Genomic DNA, 19,654 nt, shown 5'->3' with positions numbered 1-19,654 from the left:
ACCGGCCCATCCGGGGCCAGCCGGAAACCGCCCGCATGCCAAGGGGCTGCGGACGCATATGTAAGGACATTGCATGTTCAATATTCATCGTGTTGAAGTCGACTGGGCAGGCCGCCCGCTCGTGCTCGAGACCGGCAAGGTTGCCCGTCAGGCTGACGGCGCCGTGATGGCCACCTATGGCGAGACCAAGGTGCTGGCCACTGTCGTGTCCGCCAAGGAGCCGAAGCCCGGTCAGGACTTCTTCCCGCTCACCGTCAACTACCAGGAAAAGGCCTTCGCGGCCGGCAAGATCCCGGGTGGCTACTTCAAGCGTGAAGGCCGTCCGTCCGAGCACGAGACCCTGACCTCGCGCCTGATCGACCGCCCGATCCGTCCGCTCTTCGCCGACGGCTACAAGAACGACACCCAGGTGATCGTGACCGTCCTGTCGCATGACATGGAAAACGCCCCGGACATCCTCGCCATGGTCGCAGCCTCCGCTGCCCTGACCCTGTCGGGCGTTCCGTTCATGGGCCCGATCGGCGGCGCCCGCGTCGGCTACATCAATGGCGAATACGTGCTGAACCCGGCCGTTGACACCATGGCCGATTCGCTGCTCGACCTCGTCGTCGCCGGCACCAATGACGCCGTTCTGATGGTGGAATCCGAAGCCAAGGAACTGAACGAAGACATCATGCTCGGCGCTGTGATGTTCGGTCACCGCGGTTTCCAGACCGTGATCGACGCCATCATCAAGCTGGCCGAGACCGCAGCCAAGGAGCCGCGCGCTCTCAACCTGCCGGATCACTCCGAGCTCTATGGCAAGATCAAGGGCATCGCTGCCGCCGATCTGACCGCTGCCTACAAGATCACCTCCAAGACCGAGCGCAAGAATGCCGTTGACGCGGCCAAGGCCAAGGTCGTGGAAGCCGTCATCACCAACGGCGGCGACGCAGCTCCGGCTGGCACCGTTGTCGGCGAGCTGTTCAAGAAGCTGGAAGCCGAGATCGTTCGCGGCGCCATCATCGAGACCGGCCACCGCATCGACGGCCGCGACCTGAAGACCGTCCGTCCGATCGTCTCGGAAGTCGGCATTCTGTCGCGTGCACACGGCTCGGCCCTGTTCACCCGTGGTGAAACCCAGGCCATGGTCGTTGCCACCCTCGGCACCGGCGAAGACGAGCAGTTCGTTGACGCGCTGGAAGGCACCTACAAGCAGCACTTCATGCTGCACTACAACTTCCCGCCCTATTCCGTGGGCGAGACGGGCCGCATGGGCTCGCCGGGCCGCCGTGAAATCGGCCATGGCAAGCTGGCATGGCGCGCCATCCACCCGATGCTGCCGAACCACCACGAGTTCCCCTACACCCTGCGCGTCGTCTCCGAGATCACCGAGTCCAACGGCTCGTCCTCGATGGCAACCGTCTGCGGCACCTCGCTGGCGCTGATGGATGCAGGCGTTCCGCTGAAGGCTCCGGTGGCCGGTATCGCCATGGGTCTCATCAAGGAAGGCGACAAGTTCGCCGTTCTGTCCGACATTCTCGGCGATGAAGACCACCTCGGCGACATGGACTTCAAGGTGGCCGGCACCTCCAACGGCGTCACCTCGCTGCAGATGGACATCAAGATCGACGGCATCACCGAAGAGATCATGAAGGTCGCTCTGGATCAGGCCCGCGATGGCCGCATCCACATCCTCGGCGAAATGTCCAACGCGATCACCGAAGCCCGTTCGGAACTCGGCGAACATGCGCCGCGCATCGAAGTGCTGAAGATCCCAGTCGACAAGATCCGTGAAGTCATCGGTTCGGGCGGCAAGGTCATCCGCGAGATCGTGGAAAAGACCGGCGCCAAGATCAACATCGAGGACGATGGCACCGTCAAGGTGGCTTCCTCCGACGGCAAGGCGATCAAGGCTGCGATCAACTGGATCAACTCCATCGCCGCTGAGCCGGAAATCGGCATGATCTACGAAGGCACGGTCGTGAAGTGCGTCGATTTCGGCGCCTTCGTGAACTTCTTCGGTGCCAAGGACGGCCTCGTCCACATCTCCCAGCTCGCCCCGCAGAAGGTCGCCAAGGTCACTGACGTGATCAAGGAAGGCGACAAGGTGTGGGTCAAGCTCATGGGCTTCGACGAGCGCGGCAAGGTCCGCCTGTCCATGAAGGTTGTCGATCAGGCAACCGGCAAGGAAATCGAGAAGGAAAAGGAAGCGGAGTAATCCGTTTTCACATCCTGAAAGACATGGGACCCGGGCCGCAAGCCCGGGTCTTTTCTTTTGCTCAGCGGCGCCAGGCAGGTTTGACCTGCGCTGCCGCTGCGTCCCTTACGGCCTGCGGCACCCTCGCGTCCCTCCCGCGTGTGCGGACAAGGCACCCCGGGCACGAATGCACGTGGCCCGGGCACACAGCTTCACCGCCACAAACCCTTTCGCGCGCCCCTCCCGCCTGATATATCGGGCCGGAAACAAATTCAGGAACACACATGAGCCAGATGCGTCTTGTCGTCGTCGGGGCTGCCGGCCGGATGGGCCAGGCCCTTGTGCGCGCCATCACCGCCATGGAAGGCAGCGTGCTTGCTGCCGCCATCGAACGGGAAGGCTCACCGGCCCTCGGCAAAGATGCTGGCGAGCTCGCCGGTCTCGGGCCCCTCGGCGTCAGGATCACGGATGATCCGCTGACCGCCTTTGCGGCCGCCGAAGGCGTGCTGGATTTCACCGCTCCCAAGGCCAGCCTGCATTTTGCCGAACTCGCCGCCCAGGCGCGCATCGTGCACGTCATCGGCACCACCGGCTGGACGGATGAGGACCTGCCGAAGCTGGAGGCTGCCGCCCGCCATGCCCGGCTCGTCAAGTCCGGCAACATGAGCCTTGGCGTCAACCTGCTGGCGGCGCTGGTGAAGAAGGCCGCCGCAGCCCTTGGCCCCGATTACGATCTGGAAATCGTCGAGATGCACCACCGCCACAAGGTGGATGCCCCCTCCGGCACGGCGCTGCTGCTGGGCGAGGCTGCAGCCGAAGGGCGCGGCATCGGCCTGGCGGAGCATTCGGTGCGGGTGCGCGACGGGCATACCGGACCGCGGGAGGCCGGCACCATCGGCTTTGCCACCCTGCGCGGCGGCTCTGTCGTCGGCGACCACACCATCATCCTCGCCGGTGAGGGTGAGCGGGTCGAACTGACCCACAAGGCGGAAGACCGCCAGATCTTTGCCCGTGGTGCAGTCAGGGCGGCCCTGTGGGCGCGCGACCGCAAGCCGGGCCTTTACTCCATGGCCGACGTGCTCGGCCTCAACGACTGACATACCTTCAGAAATTCAAGGAGATCGGTGCATGGAACGTCTCTTGGTGCTCGTCCGCCACGGCCAGAGCGAATGGAACCTCAAGAACCTCTTCACCGGCTGGAAGGACCCGGACCTGACCGAGCAGGGCATCGGTGAAGCCAAGGCCGCCGGCGGCAAGCTGCGCGACATGAAGCTGAAGTTCGACGTCGCCTTCACCTCGGACCTGACCCGCGCGCAGCACACGCTGAAGCTCATCCTTGCCGAACTCGGCCAGGACGGTCTGGAGACGATCCGCGATCAGGCCCTGAACGAGCGCGACTACGGCGACATCACCGGCATGAACAAGGATGAAGCCCGCGAGAAGTTCGGCGAGGAGCAGGTGCACATCTGGCGCCGCTCCTTCGACGTGCCCCCTCCGGGCGGCGAAAGCCTGAAGATGACGGCCGAGCGCGTTCTGCCCTACTACCGCGCCGAGATCCTGCCGCGCGTCATGGAAGGCACCCGCGTGATCGTTGCCGCCCATGGCAACTCCCTGCGCGCGCTGATCATGGAGCTGGAAAAGCTGACGCCGGAACAGATCCTCAAGCGCGAACTGGGCACCGGCGCACCGGTCGTCTACCGTCTGGATGAAGACGGCCAGGTGGTCAGCGTCGAGGATCTGGCAGACTGATCCGCAGAGCACATCCGGAAAGGCGCTCCCGCAAGGGGCGCCTTTTTTTGTTGGCACCGCCGCACAGCTGCAGCTTGACGGTTCGCCTTCCGGAAAATACTACTTCTGCGACGGTTTCTGGCAGTGAGAGCTGCCGGGATTAAAAGGGAACACGGTACGGACGACCCAATCAGGGGCCAAATCCGTGGCTGCCCCCGCAACTGTAAGCAGATGCCGGTCATTCTTGCGGCGCTTCCTCGGAAGCGCCGGGTCACTGCGCCAGTCCTCAACTGGTGCGGGAAGGCAAATGACCGGCCTGAAATCTGTGAGCCAGGAGACCTGCCGTCATGTGAAATCCAGATGCTTGAGCGGGGATGCTCAAGGAGGATCAAAATGACGGTATTCCTGCCTCAGGCCTTCGGGCCTGCAAGACGTTTTGCTGCCCTTTCCTCCGGGGGGCATGCGCTTCCCTGCCTTCCCGGTCCTGCGCTGGCTCCAGCCGCTTCAGCGGACTGCTGTCTGGTCCGCGCGGAGCTTGAGCATTTCAAGGCGTGATGCAGCCGCATTGCGGCGCCTTGACATGACATCTGCCCAAAGGAAGGAAACCTCCCGTGCTTCTGCGCAATTTTGCTGCCGCCGCAGGCCTTGCTGCCTGCGCATCTTTCGCCTTGTCTGGTGCCGCTCACGCCGGAAAGACCCAGTATCCGCTGACGCTGGAGAACTGCGGCAAGGAACTGACCTTCACCAGGGCGCCGGAGCGCACCGTCTCCGTGGGCCAGAGTACCACCGAGATTCTCTATCTGCTGGGACAGGCGGACAAGATCACCGGGACAGCCCTTTGGATCGGCCCGGTTATTGAGGGCTATGAGGAGGTCAACGCCACGGTGCCGCGTCTTGCAGACAATGCGCCGAGCTTTGAAAGTGTGACGGGAGCCCGGCCGGAGCTGGTGACCACCCAGTTTCAGTGGCAGATCGGCCCGCAGGGCGTCGTCGCCACTGTGGAACAGCTCGAGGAACTGGGGATCGCCGTCTACACATCGCCGGCCGACTGCATCGGCAAGGACAATTCTGCCGGTGATGACGGGCTGCGCAAGGCCAGCTTCTCCATGGACCTGATCTACCAGGAGATCGACGACCTCGCCCGCATCTTCGATGTCGAGGACAGGGGCGCTGCCCTGATCGCAGAGCTGAAGGAGCGGGAGGAGGCCGCGCGCCGGAAGATCGGAGCCGTCAATGGCGAAGTCTCGGCGGTCTTCTGGTTCTCGAGTGCCGATCTGGCGATCGACCCTTACGTGGCGGGCCAGAAGGGCGCACCCGGCTACATGACCGCAAGCCTCGGCCTGAAGAATGTGATCGAGAGCGACGAAGAGTGGCCGACCGTCGGCTGGGAGACGATTGCCCGGTCCAACCCCACCGTGATCGTCGCCGGCAAGATGGACCGCCGCCGGTTCCCCGCCGATGACGTGGAGCTGAAGCAGAAGTTCCTCAAGGAGGATCCGGTCACCAGCCTGATGCCAGCGGTCAAGGAAGGCCGGATCATCGTCATGGATGCGCTGGCCGGCTTCGGCCTCGCCAAGTGATGACGCTTCCTTTCCACGCCGGAAAATGGGGAGGCGGTGCGCTTGGCGCCGCCTCTCTCATTGCAGCTCTTGCCGCCGGGGCTGCCATTGGCGAGACCTCCATCCCGGTTGATACCGTCTTCCAGACGGCCGCCAACCGGCTCTGGGCAGCCGGCTATGTCCTTGATCCGATCGACGAAGGGGTGATCTGGAACTACCGGGTCGCCCGTGCCGTGGCTGCTGCGGCCTGCGGGGCATCCCTGGCCTTGTGCGGGGCAATCCTTCAGTCGCTGCTGCGCAATGCCCTGGCCGACCCCTACATCCTCGGCATCTCGGCAGGGGCCTCCACCGGTGCGGTCAGCGTTGCCATTCTCGGGCTCGGGGGCGGGCTGCTGTCGCTTCCCCTCGGGGCTTTTGCCGGTGCGCTCACGGCCTTCGGCCTGGTCAGCTTGCTGGCCGTCCTCGCCGGGCGCAGCAGTGCCGCCGTGATTCTGGCCGGTATCACCTGTTCGCAGCTCTTCAACGCGGTCACCTCCTTCATCGTCACCAAGTCGGCGACGGCCGATCAGGCACGCGGCATCATGTTCTGGCTGCTCGGCAACCTGTCGGGCGTGCGCTGGCCGGATGCCGGGCTGGCCGTGCCGGTGGCCCTGGCCGGTTTCCTCGTCTGCCTGCTGCATGCAAGGCATCTGGACGCCTTTGCCTTCGGAACCAACGCCGCCGCATCTGCCGGGGTTCCGGTGCGCCGGGTCTACATCATCCTGATCGCCACGGCGGCCATCATGACCGCCGTCATGGTCAGCATAGCCGGGTCGATCGGCTTCGTCGGACTGGTCATTCCCCATGCAGCCCGGCTGCTGGTTGGCGTCCGGCATGGGCTGCTGCTGCCGGTTTCGGCCTGGCTCGGTGCGGTCTTCATGATCTTTGCCGACATTCTGTCGCGGATCCTGATCCCCGGTCAGGTGCTGCCCATCGGCGTGATGACCGCCCTTGCCGGAGCGCCTGCCTTTGCCCTTCTCCTGATCCACAGGCCAGTGACACGATGATGCTGACAGCTCATGACCTGACATGGCGCGCGCAAGGCCGCCTCATCAACGACAAGGTCAGCCTTGATCTCGCAGAAGGCGAGTTTCTGGGCATCGCCGGACCCAACGGCTCGGGGAAATCGACCCTTCTGTCCATGCTCTCCGGGCTGCGCAAGCCCGCATCCGGACATGTGGCCGTCATGGGCACGCCCATGACGGATCTGTCCCGGCGTGACATTGCACGCCGGATTGCCGTAGTCGAACAGCAAGCGGAGACCAGCGAGCGGCTGACCGCGCGCCAGGTCGTGGAACTTGGCCGCACCCCGCATCTCAGCATTCTGCGGCAATGGTCCGGCGAGGACGATGCCATCGTCTCGGACGCAATCGCGGCGGCCGGCATGCAGGATTTCGAGACACGGGAATGGCTGACCCTCTCCGGCGGGGAAAAGCAGCGGCTGCAGATCGCCCGTGCCCTGGCACAGCAGCCGACGATCCTCATTCTGGATGAACCCACCAATCACCTCGACATCGAACACCAGATCGGCCTGCTGGATCTTGTCAGCTCGCAGGGGCTCAGCGTCATTGCCGCGCTGCATGACCTCAATCACGCGGCCATGTTCTGCGACCGGCTGATCGTGATGGACGCTGGCCGGATCGCTGCGCAGGGCCGTCCCGGCGGCATTCTCACCCCAGATCTTCTGGCCAGGGTCTTCAAGGTCGAGGCCACGGTGGAAACAGGACCGGAGGGCGAGTGCCATATCCGGTATGCCCGGCCATCCAGCCGCCGCCGCAAACACCCGCTTCAAGGAGCCGCAGCATGATGATGCGCAGCCTCGCCCGCACCCTTTTCCTCAGCTTTGTTTCTGCCCAGTCCCTGCTCGTGGCAAGCACCGCCGCAACCCGCGCCGGAACTGTCGACGTCCAGATGCTGAACCGGGGCGCCCATGGCACCATGGTGTTCGAGCCCGATTTCGTGCAGATCGCGCCGGGCGATACGGTGACCTTCCGGGTTGGCCACAAGAGCCACAATGCCGCTTCCATTGCCATAATGGTGCCCGAGGGCTTCGCCGGTTTCACCGGCAAGATCAACGAGGAGATTTCCATCACCTTTGATCAACCGGGGCTCTATGGCATCAAATGCTCGCCGCACTATACCATGGGTATGGTGATGGTGATTCGGGTTGGCGATGCCGCCCGGCCCGAGGGCTTCCCGGATCCAAGCGTTCCCCCCGCCTCCCTCAAGCGCTTTGCCGAGATTTTGGCTCGCTCCGGCCTCTGAGCCAGATAACTACATGTTGTGGGTATCCTGTGTCGGCTCACATAGGGATTGATAAAAATCGAATCTGCGCTATGTTGAGTCCTGTTCAGGGTTCTCCGGTGGAAACGCCGACGAGCTAAGACGGGAACAGGGTGAAACCGGCGCAAATCCGGCAATTCCCAGGCTGCCCCCGCAACTGTGAACGGTGAGCGTTCGTCCCATTCTGCCACTTGGCCGCAAGGCTTGGGAAGGCGGGGCGGCGTGATGACCCGTGAGCCAGGAGACCTGCCTTGAGCGTAACGTCCACCGGCGGGGTGCCGGAGGGGTGTGGTCAGTTCATGTCCGGCTTTGCCGGGCTGTCCGCTCCCTCTGGTCCGTGCCATCTGCTTCGGCAGCAGTGCTTCGGGGTGCAGGCATGATGAAGAGAGCCGTTTTCGAGTTTCCGCCCGGGTAGTCACCTGCGGCCCTTTTTCCTCCGCTCCACCGGATTGCTCCGGGTGCCGCAGCGCGGGAATTGTCCTTGAGTTTTTATCTGCCTCCGGCTGCGCAGAAGCGTGGCCGAACCCTTTGTCACGTCCGTCATATGAGGATCGACCGATGACCGTCACCGTCTACAGCAAGCCCGCCTGCGTCCAGTGCAATGCCACCACCCGCGCCCTGGAGCGCAAGGGCATCGACTACACGCTGGTGGACATTTCCGAAGACACGGCGGCCTATGACTACGTGACCGGCCTTGGCTACCGTCAGGTGCCGGTGGTTGTCGCCGGTGAAAACCACTGGGCCGGTTTCCGTCCGGACCTGATCGGCGGCCTCGGCTGAACCACTGAAGGGCGCGTGCACCATGGGCAGGCTCGTCTATTTTTCCAGCACGTCGGAAAACACCCGCCGCTTCGTCGAGAAGCTCGGGACTGACGCCATCCGCCTGCCCGTGGACGCCAGCGCGCCCGTGCCCCTCGTGAGCGAGCCCTTCGTGCTGGTGACGCCGACCTATGGCGGCGGCACGGCGAAGGGCGCGGTGCCGAAACCGGTGATCCGCTTTCTCAACGAGGAGCAGAACCGCAAGCTCATCCGCGGCGTCATCGCAGCGGGCAACACCAATTTCGGCGAAGGCTATGCCATCGCCGGCAACATCATTTCCGCCAAGTGCAACGTGCCGTTCCTCTACAGGTTCGAGCTTCTGGGCACGGCGGAGGATGTCGAGAACGTCACCCTCGGACTGGAACGGTTTTGGACATGCTAGACACGGATTCCCCGCAGGACGCGGGCGCAAAGACCCACTCCGCAGCCGTTGCCCCGGCTTCCGGCGGCAGCAATGCCCGCCAGTCCACGGCGCTGGACTATCACGCGCTGAACGCGATGCTGAACCTCTATGATGATGAGGGAAAGATCCAGTTCGAGAAGGACCGCGAGGCCGCGCGCCAGTATTTCCTCTCGCACGTGAACCAGAACACGGTCTTCTTCCATAACCTCAAGGAGAAGCTCGATTATCTGGTCACCGAAGGCTACTACGAGCCCGAGGTTCTGGAACAGTATTCCTTTGCCTTTGTGCGCGATCTGTTCGACGCTGCCTATGCAAAGAAGTTCCGCTTTCCGACCTTCCTTGGCGCCTTCAAGTATTACACGTCCTATACGCTGAAGACATTTGACGGTAAGCGCTATCTGGAGCGTTACGAGGACCGCGTCTGCATGGTGGCGCTGGCGCTGGCGCGCGGCGACGAAGCCCTGGCCATGGCGATGATGGAAGAGATCATCACCGGCCGCTTCCAGCCGGCAACGCCGACCTTCCTCAACGCGGGCAAGAAGAGCCGTGGCGAGCTGGTGTCCTGCTTCCTGCTGCGCATCGAAGACAACATGGAGTCCATCGGCCGGTCGATCAACTCGGCGCTGCAGCTGTCCAAGCGCGGCGGCGGCGTGGCCCTGTGCCTGACGAACCTGCGCGAATCGGGTGCGCCCATCAAGCACATCGAGAACCAGTCTTCCGGCGTCATCCCGGTGATGAAGCTGCTGGAAGACAGCTTCTCCTATGCCAACCAGCTGGGGGCCCGTCAGGGCGCAGGCGCGGTGTATCTGAACGCCCACCACCCGGACATCATGCGCTTCCTCGACACCAAGCGCGAGAATGCGGACGAGAAGATCCGCATCAAGACCCTGTCGCTGGGTGTCGTCGTGCCGGACATCACCTTCGAGCTCGCCCGCAACAACGAGGACATGTACCTGTTCTCGCCCTATGACGTGGAGCGGGTCTATGGCGTGCCCTTCTCCGAGATTTCGGTGACGGAAAAGTACCGCGAGATGGTCGAGGACGCGCGCATCCGCAAGTCCAAGATCAAGGCCCGCGAGTTCTTCCAGATCATCGCCGAGATCCAGTTCGAGAGCGGCTATCCCTACCTCATGTTCGAGGACACGGTGAACCGCGCCAATCCGATTGCCGGCCGCATTTCCATGAGCAACCTGTGCTCGGAAATCCTGCAGGTGAGCGAGGCCAGCCTCTATGAGGAGGACCTGTCCTATTCGCACCTCGGCAAGGACATCTCCTGCAATCTCGGTTCGCTGAACATCGCCAAGACGATGGATTCGGATGATTTCGGCCGCACGGTCGAAACCTCCATCCGCGCCCTGACGGCGGTTGCCGAGATGAGCAACATCACCTCCGTGCCCTCCATCGCCCGTGGCAATGCGGAGAGCCATGCCATCGGCCTTGGCCAGATGAACCTGCACGGCTACCTCGCCCGCGAGCGCATCTTCTATGGCTCGGAAGAAGGCATCGACTTCACCAACATCTACTTCTACGCCGTGACCTATCATGCGGTCCGCGCGTCGAACCGTCTGGCTGTCGAAAAGGGCCGCAGCTTCAAGGGCTTCGAGAAGTCCAAGTATGCTTCGGGCGAATATTTCGACAAGTACACGGATCAGGTCTGGGCACCGAAGACGGAGCGCGTGGCGCAGCTTTTCGCTGATGCCGGGATCCATATCCCGACGCAGGACGACTGGCGCGCCCTCAAGGCCGAGGTGATGGCAGGCGGGCTCTATAACCAGAACCTGCAGGCCGTGCCGCCCACCGGCTCGATCTCCTACATCAACCACTCGACCTCCTCGATCCACCCGATCGTGTCGAAGATCGAGATCCGCAAGGAAGGCAAGATCGGCCGCGTCTATTATCCAGCGCCCTACATGTCGAACGAGAACCTCGACTATTATCAGGATGCCTACGAGATCGGGCCGGAGAAGATCATCGACACCTATGCCGCGGCCACCCAGCACGTGGATCAGGGCCTGTCGCTGACGCTGTTCTTCCGCGACACGGCCACGACCCGCGACATCAACCGGGCACAGATCTACGCCTGGAAGAAGGGCATCAAGACCATCTATTACATCCGCCTGCGCCAGATGGCTCTGGACGGCACGCAGGTTCAGGGCTGCGTGTCCTGCACTCTCTAATACCAAGGCTCTGAGATGCTAACGCATCAAGCCTTGAAAATGCTCAAGCGCCGCAAGGGCTTAACCAATGCTCGATAAGTCAAGCTCATCGAGCATTGGTGTAAGCTGTCTGGCCCGTGGAGAAAGCATCATGAACATGCACATCAAGCCCGCCTCCCGCGTGCGCGCCATCAACTGGAACCGCATCGAAGACGACAAGGATCTGGAAGTCTGGAACCGCCTGACCGGCAATTTCTGGCTGCCCGAGAAAGTTCCGCTGTCCAACGACATCCAGTCCTGGGCCACCCTGCGCCCGGAAGAGCAGCGCCTGACCATCCGCGTCTTCACCGGCCTCACCCTGCTCGACACCATCCAGAACGGTGTCGGCGCGGTGACGCTGATGGAAGATGCCGTCACCCAGCATGAGGAGGCGGTTCTGTCGAACATCTCCTTCATGGAAGCGGTGCATGCGCGCTCCTATTCCTCCATCTTCTCCACCTTGTGCCTGACGCCGGACGTGGACGAGGCCTACCGCTGGTCGGAGGAGAACGAGTTCCTGCAGCGCAAATCCGCGCTGATCATGGAGCAATACGGGAGCGGCGATCCGCTGAAGAAGAAGATTGCCTCGGTCTTCCTCGAAAGCTTCCTGTTCTACTCGGGCTTCTATCTGCCGATGTACTGGTCGAGCCGCGCCAGGCTGACCAACACCGCGGACCTTATCCGTCTCATCATTCGTGACGAGGCCGTGCATGGCTATTACATCGGCTACAAGTTCCAGCGCGCGCTGGACCGGGAGCCGGAAGCCCGCCGCCAGGAGATCAAGGACTTCGCCTTTGACCTGCTGCTGGAGCTTTACGACAACGAGACCCGCTACACCGAAGAGCTTTACGACGGTGCGGGCCTGACCGAGGACGTGAAGAAGTTCCTGCATTACAACGCCAACAAGGCGCTGATGAATCTGGGCTATGAGGCCCTGTTCCCGGCGGAGGCCTGCAAGGTGAACCCGGCGATCCTCTCGGCCCTCTCGCCAAATGCCGACGAGAACCACGACTTCTTCTCCGGCTCCGGCTCGTCCTATGTCATCGGCAAGGCCGTGGCGACGGAAGACGAAGACTGGGATTTCTGAGCCCCGGCCAGAGCCAGCCTGATTTCAGGGCCTTACGCTTGCGCGTGAGGCCCTGTTCTTTTTCACGCGGCGGCTTGCTGCGTCACAAGCCTTCCCGGCCCCTGAAGCGGCGCTGATAGGCTGGATCGTAGAGCGCGCTTTCGCGGAATTCCTTGGCGCCAAGCCCATGGCCCACAAAGATCAGCGCCGTGCGCTCGATGGGGTTCTCCGCCACTTTTGCGCAGATATCCGCCAGCGTGCCGGAGACGATCCGTTCATCCGGCCAGGACGCCTTGACGACAATGGCAACCGGGCAATCTGCGCCATAGAGCGGGGTCAGCTCCGCCACCACCCTGTCAAGCGCATGGATGGCGAGGTGGATCGCCAGTGTCGCGCCAGTGGCGCCAAACCGGTCCAGCGTTTCCCCCTCCGGCATGGGTGATGCCCGGCCAGACACGCGGGTGAGGACAAGGCTCTGGGCCTCCGCCGGGATCGTCAGCTCGCGCCCGAGCGCCGACGCCGCCGCCGCAAAGGCAGGCACGCCCGGCGTCATCGTATAGCCGATGTCCAGCCGGTCCAGCCGCCGGATCTGCTCGGCCACCGCGCTCCAGACCGACAGGTCGCCTGAGTGCAAGCGGGCAACATCCTGCCCGTTTTGAGAGGCGCGCACGAACTCGGCCTCGATCTCGTCCAGCGACAGCGGCGCCGTGTCGATGATCCGCGCACCTTCCGGGCAGAAAGCCAGAAGCTCTTCCGAGACGAGAGACCCGGCATAAAGGCAGACCGGGCAGCTTTCGATCAGGCTGCGGCCCCGGACGGTGATCAGATCAGCCGCGCCCGGGCCTGCACCGATAAAATGGACCTTCATCATTCTTCCTCTTTGATTGGGTCTGCAGCCGCACCCGGCTTCGTCCAGCTCCATTGGGTAACGGGCATGGCCGGCCGCCAGCCGTGCATCGAGCCGATGGGTGAGGCGCGGGCGATTTCAATGCGCGTCAGCGAGCCGCCGTTGCGGGCATGCAGGGCAAGAAGCACGGCTTCCATCTCTGTCGTGACCGCATTGGCCACAAGCCGGCCGCCGGGCTTCAGCCGTTCGATGACCGTTTCCATGACGCCGGGGTTCGTGCCGCCACCGCCAACGAACACGGCATCAGGCGCAGGCAGATCCGTCAGCGCTGCTGGCGCCTCGCCCTCGATGACCAGCAGGCCGGGCACGCCGAAGCTTGCGGCATTGCGGCGGATGCGGGCCGCGCGTTCGCCATCGCTTTCAATGGCAATGGCCCTGAGTGAAGCATCAGCCAGCATCCATTCGATGCTGACTGAACCGGAACCCCCGCCAACATCCCACAGGAGTTCCCCGCGCCGGGGGGCAAGGGCGGACAGGGTCAGCGCCCTGACCTCGCGCTTGGTGATCTGGCCATCATGCTCGAACAGGCTGTCATCCAGCCCCGGTGCATAGGGCAGCACCCGCGCACCAGAACCTGCCAGCACCTCGATGGCGCAGACATTCAGCGCATGGAAATCCTGAGGCGCAAACGCCTCTGCCGTCTGGTGGCTAATGCGCTCCCTTTCCCCGCCCAGCGCCTCCAGCACATGGATGTGCGAGGCGCCGAAGCCATCCCCGCTCAGAAGGTGTGCAATGGCGGCAGGTCCGTGCTCATCCGAGGTCAGCGCAATTATGCGGGCGCCGGGATGGAGATGCGGACGGATCAGCTCTACGGGGCGGCCATGCACGGATACACAGACCGTCTCCGCCAGAGCCCAGCCAAGGCGTGAGGCGGCAAGGCTGAAGGACGACGGGTGCGGAATGACCCGCATTTCGCCGGCCGGTATCCGCCGCGCCAGTGTCGCGCCTGCACCATAAAGAAACGGATCACCTGAAGCCAGCACAACCACCGCCCGCCCGCGTTCGGCGGCAACGGCCTCCACCGAGCGCTCGAACGGGCTGAGCCAGGGGCGGGCTTCGCCGGTGATCGCCGCCCCGGCCAGATCGAGATGCCGGACACCGCCGAAGACCACTTCTGCCGCTGCGAGCGCTGCCTTGGCAGCCTCGCCAATGCCCGCTAAACCATCCTCACCGATGCCGATGATGGTCAGCCACGGGCGCACGGCAGATGAAAGAAGGTCAGGCTTGGGCATGAGACATATCCTCATTCTGGCAGGCACGGCAGACGCGCGGGCACTGGCGGAACGGCTCGTGCAGCACCCCGGTCTGACGGTCACCCTGTCGCTTGCGGGCCGCACGCTGGATCCTGCCGACCTGCCCGCGCCGGTGCGCTCCGGCGGGTTTGGCGGCGCGGAGGGGCTTGCCGCCTATCTGCGGCAGGAGAATATCAGCCTGCTCATCGATGCCACCCATCCTTTCGCCCGGCGCATGACGGCCAATGCGGTGGAAGCAAGCCAGCAGACCGGAATACCGCTGCTGAAGCTGGAGCGGCCCGCCTGGACGGCGCAGCCGGGGGACAACTGGACCCCGTTCCGCACGATCCGGGAGGCGGTGGAAGCCCTCGGCGCCGTGCCGCGCCGCGTCTTTCTCGCAACGGGGCGGCAGAGGGCTTCGGCCATCGAGGCCGCGCCGCAGCACCACTACCTGATCCGCAGCGTCGATCCCGTCGATCCGCCGCCTGCCGTGCCCTATGCCCGGAACATTCTGGCGCGCGGTCCCTTCACGGTGGAGACGGAGCTGGATCTTCTGACCGGCCAGGGCATCGACGTCATCATCTGCAAGAACAGCGGCGGCGAAGCGACCTATGCCAAGCTGGAGGCCGCCCGCCGCCTCGGCCTTCCGGTGATGATGATCGAACGCAGTGCTCATGAGGCGCCCCTCAGTGCCGGCAGTGCCGATGAAGCCATGACCCTGATCAGTCACTGGCTTGAAGATGCTGCAAAGCGCGGCGTGTAGACGAGATCCGGCAGGCCCTCACGCGGCACCCGCCGTGTCTCCGCCGAGCCGATGATGATGCAGGTGGCCATATCCGCCATTCCGGCCTGGGCCTCCGAGAGCGGGGCCACCACGATCCGCTCATCCGGGCGCCCCGCAGCCCGGCCGAAGATGACCAGCGTCTGAGCAGGCAGCACGTCGCGCAGCAGCTCGAAGGCCCGGTCCAGCTGCCAGGGCCGGGCCTTGCTGACCGGATTGTAGAAGGCCATGACGAACCCCGCTTCGGCAGCAAGGCGCAGCCGCTTTTCAATCAGCGGCCATGGCTTCAGGTTGTCGGACAGGGAAATGGCACAGAAATCATGGCCAAGCGGCGCGCCAATCCGGGCAGCAACCGCGAGCATGGCCGTGATGCCCGGCACGATGACGAGATCAACCTGCTTCCAGTTGTCCGGCCCATGCTCGATGGCCTCGCACACGGCAGCCGCCATGGCAAAGACGCCCGGATCACCGCCAGAGACCATACAGACCCGCTCGCCCCTCGCGGCTCTCTCCAGCGCATCGCGGGCACGGGCCAGCTCTTCCCGGTTGTCCGAGGCGATCCGCATCTGATCCGGCCGCAGGGTGAGCCGCTCCAGATAGGGCAGATAGCCGAGGAAGGCGGTTGAATCATCAACGGCAGCCTGGGCTTCCGGCGTCATCTGCAAGGGGTTGCCCGGACCGGTGCCGATCACATAGAGGCGCCCGCTCATCGCAGCCCGCTCCAGCCCGGCACGAGCACCAATGAGAAATAGGGCGCCGCGTCATCCGGCTTGGCAGCCAGACGCACCACCTTTTCCGCCGCCATGGTGCCGCGTTCCACGTAGATCGCGTCCTCAAGGCGCCCGCAAGCCGCCAGCGCCCGCCGGACCTTCGGCAGGTTGCGGCCGATCTTCATGATCACCGCCGCCTCCGTATCGGCAAGCCGACGCTGCAACTCCGCTTCTGCCATGGTGCCCGGCAGCACGGACAGAACGTCGTCCCCTTGCGCAATGGGAACGCCGGTGCGCGACCAGCAGCCGGACATCGCGGTGATGCCGGGAATGACTTCGACGGCAAACCGGTCCGCCAGCCGCACATGCATATGCATGTAGGAGCCGTAGAACATCGGATCGCCTTCGGACAGGACCGCGACCGTCCGCCCGGCATTCAGATGCGCGGCAATGGCCTCGGCAGACTCCTCGTAGAAGGCTTCAAGGCATGTGGTGTAGGCCGCCTCATGCTTGTCGATTTCGGTGGTGACCGGATAGTAGAGCGGCAGCTCCTCCACGCCCGGCCGGATCATGCTGTCCGCGATGCGCCGGCCATTGCCGGTGCGCCCGGCCTTGGCGAACCAGGCAATCACATCCGCCTCACCCAATATGCGCACGGCCTTGACGGTCATCAGCTCCGGATCACCCGGCCCGGTTCCCACGCCGTAAAGGCGGCCGGGGGCAGCGTTCTGCGCACTCATAGGCCGGGCCTCGCCAGAGCATTGACTGCGGCAGCGGTCATTGCGCTTCCGCCCAGCCGTCCGTGCACCGTGGCAAAGGGCACGCCCCAGGGGTTATCCGCCAGGGCGTCCTTGGACTCCGCCGCGCCGACAAATCCCACCGGCATGCCGATGATGGCTGCGGGCTTCGGCGCGCCATCGCGCAGCAGCTCCAGCAAGTAGAACAGCGCCGTCGGGGCATTGCCGATGGCAACGACCGAACCGCCGAGCCTGTCCAGCCAGAGCCGCATGGCCGCCGCCGAGCGGGTGTTGCCGATCTCAGCCGCCATCTCCGGCGTGCGCGAGTCGCGCAAGGTGCAGATGACCTCATTGTTGGCCGGCAGGCGGGCCGCGGTGACCCCGCGCGCGACCATTTCCGCATCACAGAACACCGGCGCGCCCGAAAGCAGCGCCTGGCGGGCCGCAGACACGAAATCCGGTGAGAAGCTGAAATGCGCGGCGGCCTCGACCAGGCCGCAGGCATGAATCATCCGGACGGCAACATCCGCTTCAGCCACGGAGAACCGCGACAGGTCCGCCTCTGCACGGATGATGGCGAAGGACTGCTCGTAGATGGCCGTCCCGTCCTTGATATAGTCGTAATGCATCATGCCCTTTCTGCCCCGGCCATGGCGAGGATGGCGGCTCCGCTTGCGCCGAGCACGTGCTGCGCTGTTTGCCCCGGTTGGCGGTTCAGTTCAATCCCGCGCTGCAGGCGGGGCAGAACTGTTTCCAGCCTCTGCGGAGAAAGCTGCAGGTCCGGCCGGCTGTCCGCCCGTCCGCCCAGCACGATGGCTGCGCCCTGCTCCGTGCCGGTGACCGTCAGCGCCGCCGCCTGCGGATGGGCGCAGCCCTTGGAACAGCCGGAAACATGAACGTGGCAGGAGCCATCGAGCACACCCGGTTCTGCGGCCGAAGCGGCGCTGATGAGACATTCTGCCAGCTGGCGGGTGTTGATCCTTGCTGCCGCACAAAAGCCGGTGCCGGGACAGGCGGAAATGAAATGCGCCGGATCAGACGGCGATGTGATGAGCCCTTGCGCCGCGGCAAGGGCTGCGGCGGCTTCCACCGTCTCTTCCGTCAGCCCCAGCACCAGCAGCGCGTGATCCGGCGCAAGCCGGATTTCCGTGGCGCCGAGGCGCTGAAGCCCGGCCATCAGTGCTTCCAGCTCATCCGCGTGGATGCGGCCATAGGCGAGCCGGAGCGCCAGAACGAGGAGAGCGCCGCTGCGGATCACACCGGCCGGCCTGACCGGCGCGGGCAAGCCTGCCTCAGGACCTGCGCCGTCCTCGCTCCCCTCAATATCAGGGGCAATATCCCGCCCGCGTGCGTGGCCGCCGCGCTGCGACAGGGCGCGCAGCAGATCCATCACCCGGGCCGCTGCAGCTTCCTCCGGCAAAAGGGCAACGGGCTTTGCCGATCCGGCATCGCCCGCCAGTGCAAGGCGCCAGAGCACGCCGCCCTCTGCCTTCACCGCATCGAGCCGGATGTCCGCGCTGGCCGTGGACAGGTTGAAACAGCCGCCGCCATTGACCGTAATTGCCAGTTTCGGCGCAAGGGCGAGCGGCGGAACATGGCCGGCAATGCCCTGCCGGATCGCTTCGACAAGCTCTGTGGCATCCGCCGTTTCAGATGGATCAAGCCCGGACAGGGGCGGAACCTCGATGGCCGTGCCCGTGCGAGTCACGATGCCGGCGGCCTGCAGCCCTTCGGCCAGCGGAGCGGCGCTCTCAGCCGTCAGGCCGCGAATCTGCAGATTGCCGCGCGCGGTCACTTCCAGAAGGCCATTGCCGGTGCGGCGGGCAAGCCCTGCCATCGTCATCCATCCGGCCGGGCTGAGGCCGGGCGCCTGCGGACGCAGCCGCACGAGAAGGCCATCACCCGTGGCCATGGGCGCGGCCAGCGACGGGCACGCCCCCCGCCGGACAGGAACGCGGGGGGCCTCAGCGGCGGCCAGAGCCGGTGTCTTCAGCGCGCTCATGCCGCATCCTCCCGGTTCAGGGGGACGGTTTCATCCTGCGCCGTCAGACCGGATGCCGGGCGGCGGATGAGATAGGTGTCCATGATCCAGCCATGCTTTGCCCTTGCGGCCTGCCGCAGGCGGGAAATCTCCGCCGCCACGTCTCCCAGCCGGCCCGAGACGAGAATTTCCATCTCCGTGCCCAGATAGGCGCCCCAGAATATCTGCGCGTCCGGCTCACCGGCGCCCTCATAGGCCTGAACCCCGTCGAGCATCACGGCCACATCCGCAGAACCTGTGGTCCAGCCCTGCGCCAGCCGGCGGCCGGTGGTGATCTCCACCGGCTGGCCGATGCGGTTGAGCGGAATCCTGTGCCTTGCGCACAGCACCTGCAGGCTGCTGATGCCGGGAATGACGTCATAGTCGAAGGCAATCCGCCCGCGGTCGCGCAGGTGCTCCATGATGCGGATGGTGCTGTCATAGAGCATGGGATCGCCCCAGACGAGCACGCCTGCGGTCCCTTCCGGGCCAATCTCTTCGGCCAGAAGCTGCTCGTAGATTTCGGCAATCGCCAGATGCCAGTCGTCCACGGCCGCCGGATAGTTGCTGTCCTTGCGGCGGACGGGCATGTCGAAATGCACGAGTTTCGGGTCTTTGCGAGTGATGTAGCGGCCGCAGATCTGTTCGCGCAGCCGGACGAGGAAGTCCTTTTCCCCGCCTTTCCTCGGCAGAAAAAGCGCGTCGCAGCTGTTCAGCGCATTGATCGCTTCCATGGTCAAATGCTCGGGATTGCCTGCGCCAATCCCGATGACCCGAACCCGTCTCGTCATCATTCCCCCGTGCGCCCTGCGCTCCCGGTCCGCGTCCCTGTATGGGTCCCGCGGGAAGTCATTGCGGCGCAGGAACTGGCCCGCGCCCTGAGCCGCGACATTAGCCTGCCCCCGCCGCGAAGGCCAGCCGCAAGACCTGCGGCAGTTTCCTCCTTTTGGCCAACAGGCTTGCCGGGAACAAGAAACCCCGGCCACAGTCTCCTGC

General features: G+C 64.4%; 19 protein-coding genes and 2 riboswitches. Of the genes, 12 read left to right on the top strand and 7 right to left on the bottom strand.

The window, feature by feature from the left end; all coding sequences use genetic code 11:
• The first annotated feature begins 73 nt into the window (after window positions 1-73).
• The 11 genes from pnp to nrdF all read left to right on the top strand — a co-directional run bounded on the left by pnp (window position 74) and on the right by nrdF (window position 12,292).
• Window positions 74-2,200 (top strand): polyribonucleotide nucleotidyltransferase, encoded by a 2,127-nt coding sequence (gene pnp / locus AC0CMF_RS13060; protein ID WP_058898243.1) that lies wholly within the window; start codon window positions 74-76, stop codon window positions 2,198-2,200.
• 272 nt (window positions 2,201-2,472) lie between these two features.
• The gene (gene dapB / locus AC0CMF_RS13055) at window positions 2,473-3,276 is read left to right on the top strand and encodes a 4-hydroxy-tetrahydrodipicolinate reductase (RefSeq protein ID WP_058900563.1); all 804 of its coding nucleotides are present in this window, start codon (window positions 2,473-2,475) and stop codon (window positions 3,274-3,276) included.
• Window positions 3,277-3,307: 31 nt separating this feature from the next.
• On the top strand, window positions 3,308-3,928 hold the full coding sequence (locus AC0CMF_RS13050) for a 2,3-bisphosphoglycerate-dependent phosphoglycerate mutase (RefSeq protein WP_019963794.1): 621 nt from the start codon (window positions 3,308-3,310) through the stop codon (window positions 3,926-3,928).
• A gap of 94 nt (window positions 3,929-4,022) precedes the next feature.
• A riboswitch (cobalamin riboswitch) is annotated at window positions 4,023-4,268 on the top strand.
• 256 nt (window positions 4,269-4,524) lie between these two features.
• The gene (locus tag AC0CMF_RS13045; protein ID WP_374630034.1) at window positions 4,525-5,487 is read left to right on the top strand and encodes an ABC transporter substrate-binding protein; all 963 of its coding nucleotides are present in this window, start codon (window positions 4,525-4,527) and stop codon (window positions 5,485-5,487) included.
• Window positions 5,487-6,512 carry a FecCD family ABC transporter permease gene (locus tag AC0CMF_RS13040; protein ID WP_374630023.1) on the top strand — a complete coding sequence of 342 codons (1,026 nt, stop codon included), beginning with the start codon at window positions 5,487-5,489 and terminating at the stop codon, window positions 6,510-6,512. Before AC0CMF_RS13045 ends, AC0CMF_RS13040 begins: the two co-directional genes overlap by 1 nt.
• Entirely contained in the window at window positions 6,509-7,312 is an 804-nt protein-coding gene (locus AC0CMF_RS13035) for an ABC transporter ATP-binding protein (RefSeq protein WP_374630022.1), read from the top strand. The genes AC0CMF_RS13040 and AC0CMF_RS13035 overlap by 4 nt, the downstream gene beginning before the upstream one ends.
• Window positions 7,309-7,770 carry a pseudoazurin gene (locus AC0CMF_RS13030; protein ID WP_374630021.1) on the top strand — a complete coding sequence of 154 codons (462 nt, stop codon included), beginning with the start codon at window positions 7,309-7,311 and terminating at the stop codon, window positions 7,768-7,770. The genes AC0CMF_RS13035 and AC0CMF_RS13030 overlap by 4 nt, the downstream gene beginning before the upstream one ends.
• Before the next feature lie 71 nt (window positions 7,771-7,841).
• Window positions 7,842-8,056: riboswitch (cobalamin riboswitch) on the top strand.
• Between the two features lie 290 nt (window positions 8,057-8,346).
• Window positions 8,347-8,568 (top strand): glutaredoxin-like protein NrdH, encoded by a 222-nt coding sequence (gene nrdH, locus AC0CMF_RS13025; RefSeq protein WP_019963799.1) that lies wholly within the window; start codon window positions 8,347-8,349, stop codon window positions 8,566-8,568.
• 22 nt (window positions 8,569-8,590) lie between these two features.
• Window positions 8,591-8,989 carry a class Ib ribonucleoside-diphosphate reductase assembly flavoprotein NrdI gene (gene nrdI, locus AC0CMF_RS13020; RefSeq protein WP_094462737.1) on the top strand — a complete coding sequence of 133 codons (399 nt, stop codon included), beginning with the start codon at window positions 8,591-8,593 and terminating at the stop codon, window positions 8,987-8,989.
• On the top strand, window positions 8,983-11,187 hold the full coding sequence (gene nrdE, locus AC0CMF_RS13015; protein WP_058900561.1) for a class 1b ribonucleoside-diphosphate reductase subunit alpha: 2,205 nt from the start codon (window positions 8,983-8,985) through the stop codon (window positions 11,185-11,187). Before nrdI ends, nrdE begins: the two co-directional genes overlap by 7 nt.
• 130 nt (window positions 11,188-11,317) lie before the next feature.
• Window positions 11,318-12,292 carry a class 1b ribonucleoside-diphosphate reductase subunit beta gene (gene nrdF, locus AC0CMF_RS13010; RefSeq protein WP_058898239.1) on the top strand — a complete coding sequence of 325 codons (975 nt, stop codon included), beginning with the start codon at window positions 11,318-11,320 and terminating at the stop codon, window positions 12,290-12,292.
• Window positions 12,293-12,374: 82 nt separating this feature from the next.
• Here the strand turns inward: nrdF and cobM are convergent, their stop codons facing one another.
• Both cobM and AC0CMF_RS13000 read right to left on the bottom strand, forming a co-directional pair.
• A complete protein-coding gene (gene cobM / locus AC0CMF_RS13005) occupies window positions 12,375-13,139 on the bottom strand; it encodes a precorrin-4 C(11)-methyltransferase (protein ID WP_058898238.1) in 765 nt (254 codons plus the stop codon).
• Complete coding sequence (locus AC0CMF_RS13000) at window positions 13,139-14,410, bottom strand: bifunctional cobalt-precorrin-7 (C(5))-methyltransferase/cobalt-precorrin-6B (C(15))-methyltransferase (protein WP_058898237.1); 1,272 nt, start codon at window positions 14,408-14,410, stop codon at window positions 13,139-13,141. Before AC0CMF_RS13000 ends, cobM begins: the two co-directional genes overlap by 1 nt.
• Here AC0CMF_RS13000 and AC0CMF_RS12995 point away from each other — a divergent pair.
• Window positions 14,409-15,173, top strand: a complete 765-nt coding sequence (locus AC0CMF_RS12995; RefSeq protein WP_058898236.1) for a cobalt-precorrin-6A reductase — start codon at window positions 14,409-14,411, stop codon at window positions 15,171-15,173. The genes AC0CMF_RS13000 and AC0CMF_RS12995 overlap by 2 nt on opposite strands.
• Here the strand turns inward: AC0CMF_RS12995 and AC0CMF_RS12990 are convergent.
• The 5 genes from AC0CMF_RS12990 to cobF are packed head-to-tail and all read right to left on the bottom strand — an operon-like array spanning window position 15,137 to window position 19,449.
• A complete protein-coding gene (locus AC0CMF_RS12990; RefSeq protein WP_374630020.1) occupies window positions 15,137-15,901 on the bottom strand; it encodes a precorrin-3B C(17)-methyltransferase in 765 nt (254 codons plus the stop codon). The two genes, AC0CMF_RS12995 and AC0CMF_RS12990, sit on opposite strands and share 37 nt — an antisense overlap.
• Window positions 15,898-16,641, bottom strand: coding sequence for a precorrin-2 C(20)-methyltransferase (locus AC0CMF_RS12985; protein ID WP_050473488.1), 744 nt, complete (start codon window positions 16,639-16,641; stop codon window positions 15,898-15,900). Before AC0CMF_RS12985 ends, AC0CMF_RS12990 begins: the two co-directional genes overlap by 4 nt.
• The gene (locus AC0CMF_RS12980; protein ID WP_122519006.1) at window positions 16,638-17,270 is read right to left on the bottom strand and encodes a precorrin-8X methylmutase; all 633 of its coding nucleotides are present in this window, start codon (window positions 17,268-17,270) and stop codon (window positions 16,638-16,640) included. Before AC0CMF_RS12980 ends, AC0CMF_RS12985 begins: the two co-directional genes overlap by 4 nt.
• Window positions 17,267-18,640, bottom strand: coding sequence for a precorrin-3B synthase (gene cobG, locus AC0CMF_RS12975; protein WP_374630019.1), 1,374 nt, complete (start codon window positions 18,638-18,640; stop codon window positions 17,267-17,269). Before cobG ends, AC0CMF_RS12980 begins: the two co-directional genes overlap by 4 nt.
• Window positions 18,637-19,449: a precorrin-6A synthase (deacetylating) gene (gene cobF / locus AC0CMF_RS12970; RefSeq protein ID WP_472481889.1), complete on the bottom strand. Its 813-nt coding sequence runs from the start codon at window positions 19,447-19,449 to the stop codon at window positions 18,637-18,639. The genes cobG and cobF overlap by 4 nt, the downstream gene beginning before the upstream one ends.
• Window positions 19,450-19,654 lie beyond the last annotated feature (205 nt).

The organism is Pannonibacter sp. CBAS1226 (assembly GCF_055685825.1).
The sequence above is the reverse complement of the archived record's forward strand: the minus strand, read 5'-3'. Positions and strand labels throughout refer to the sequence as shown.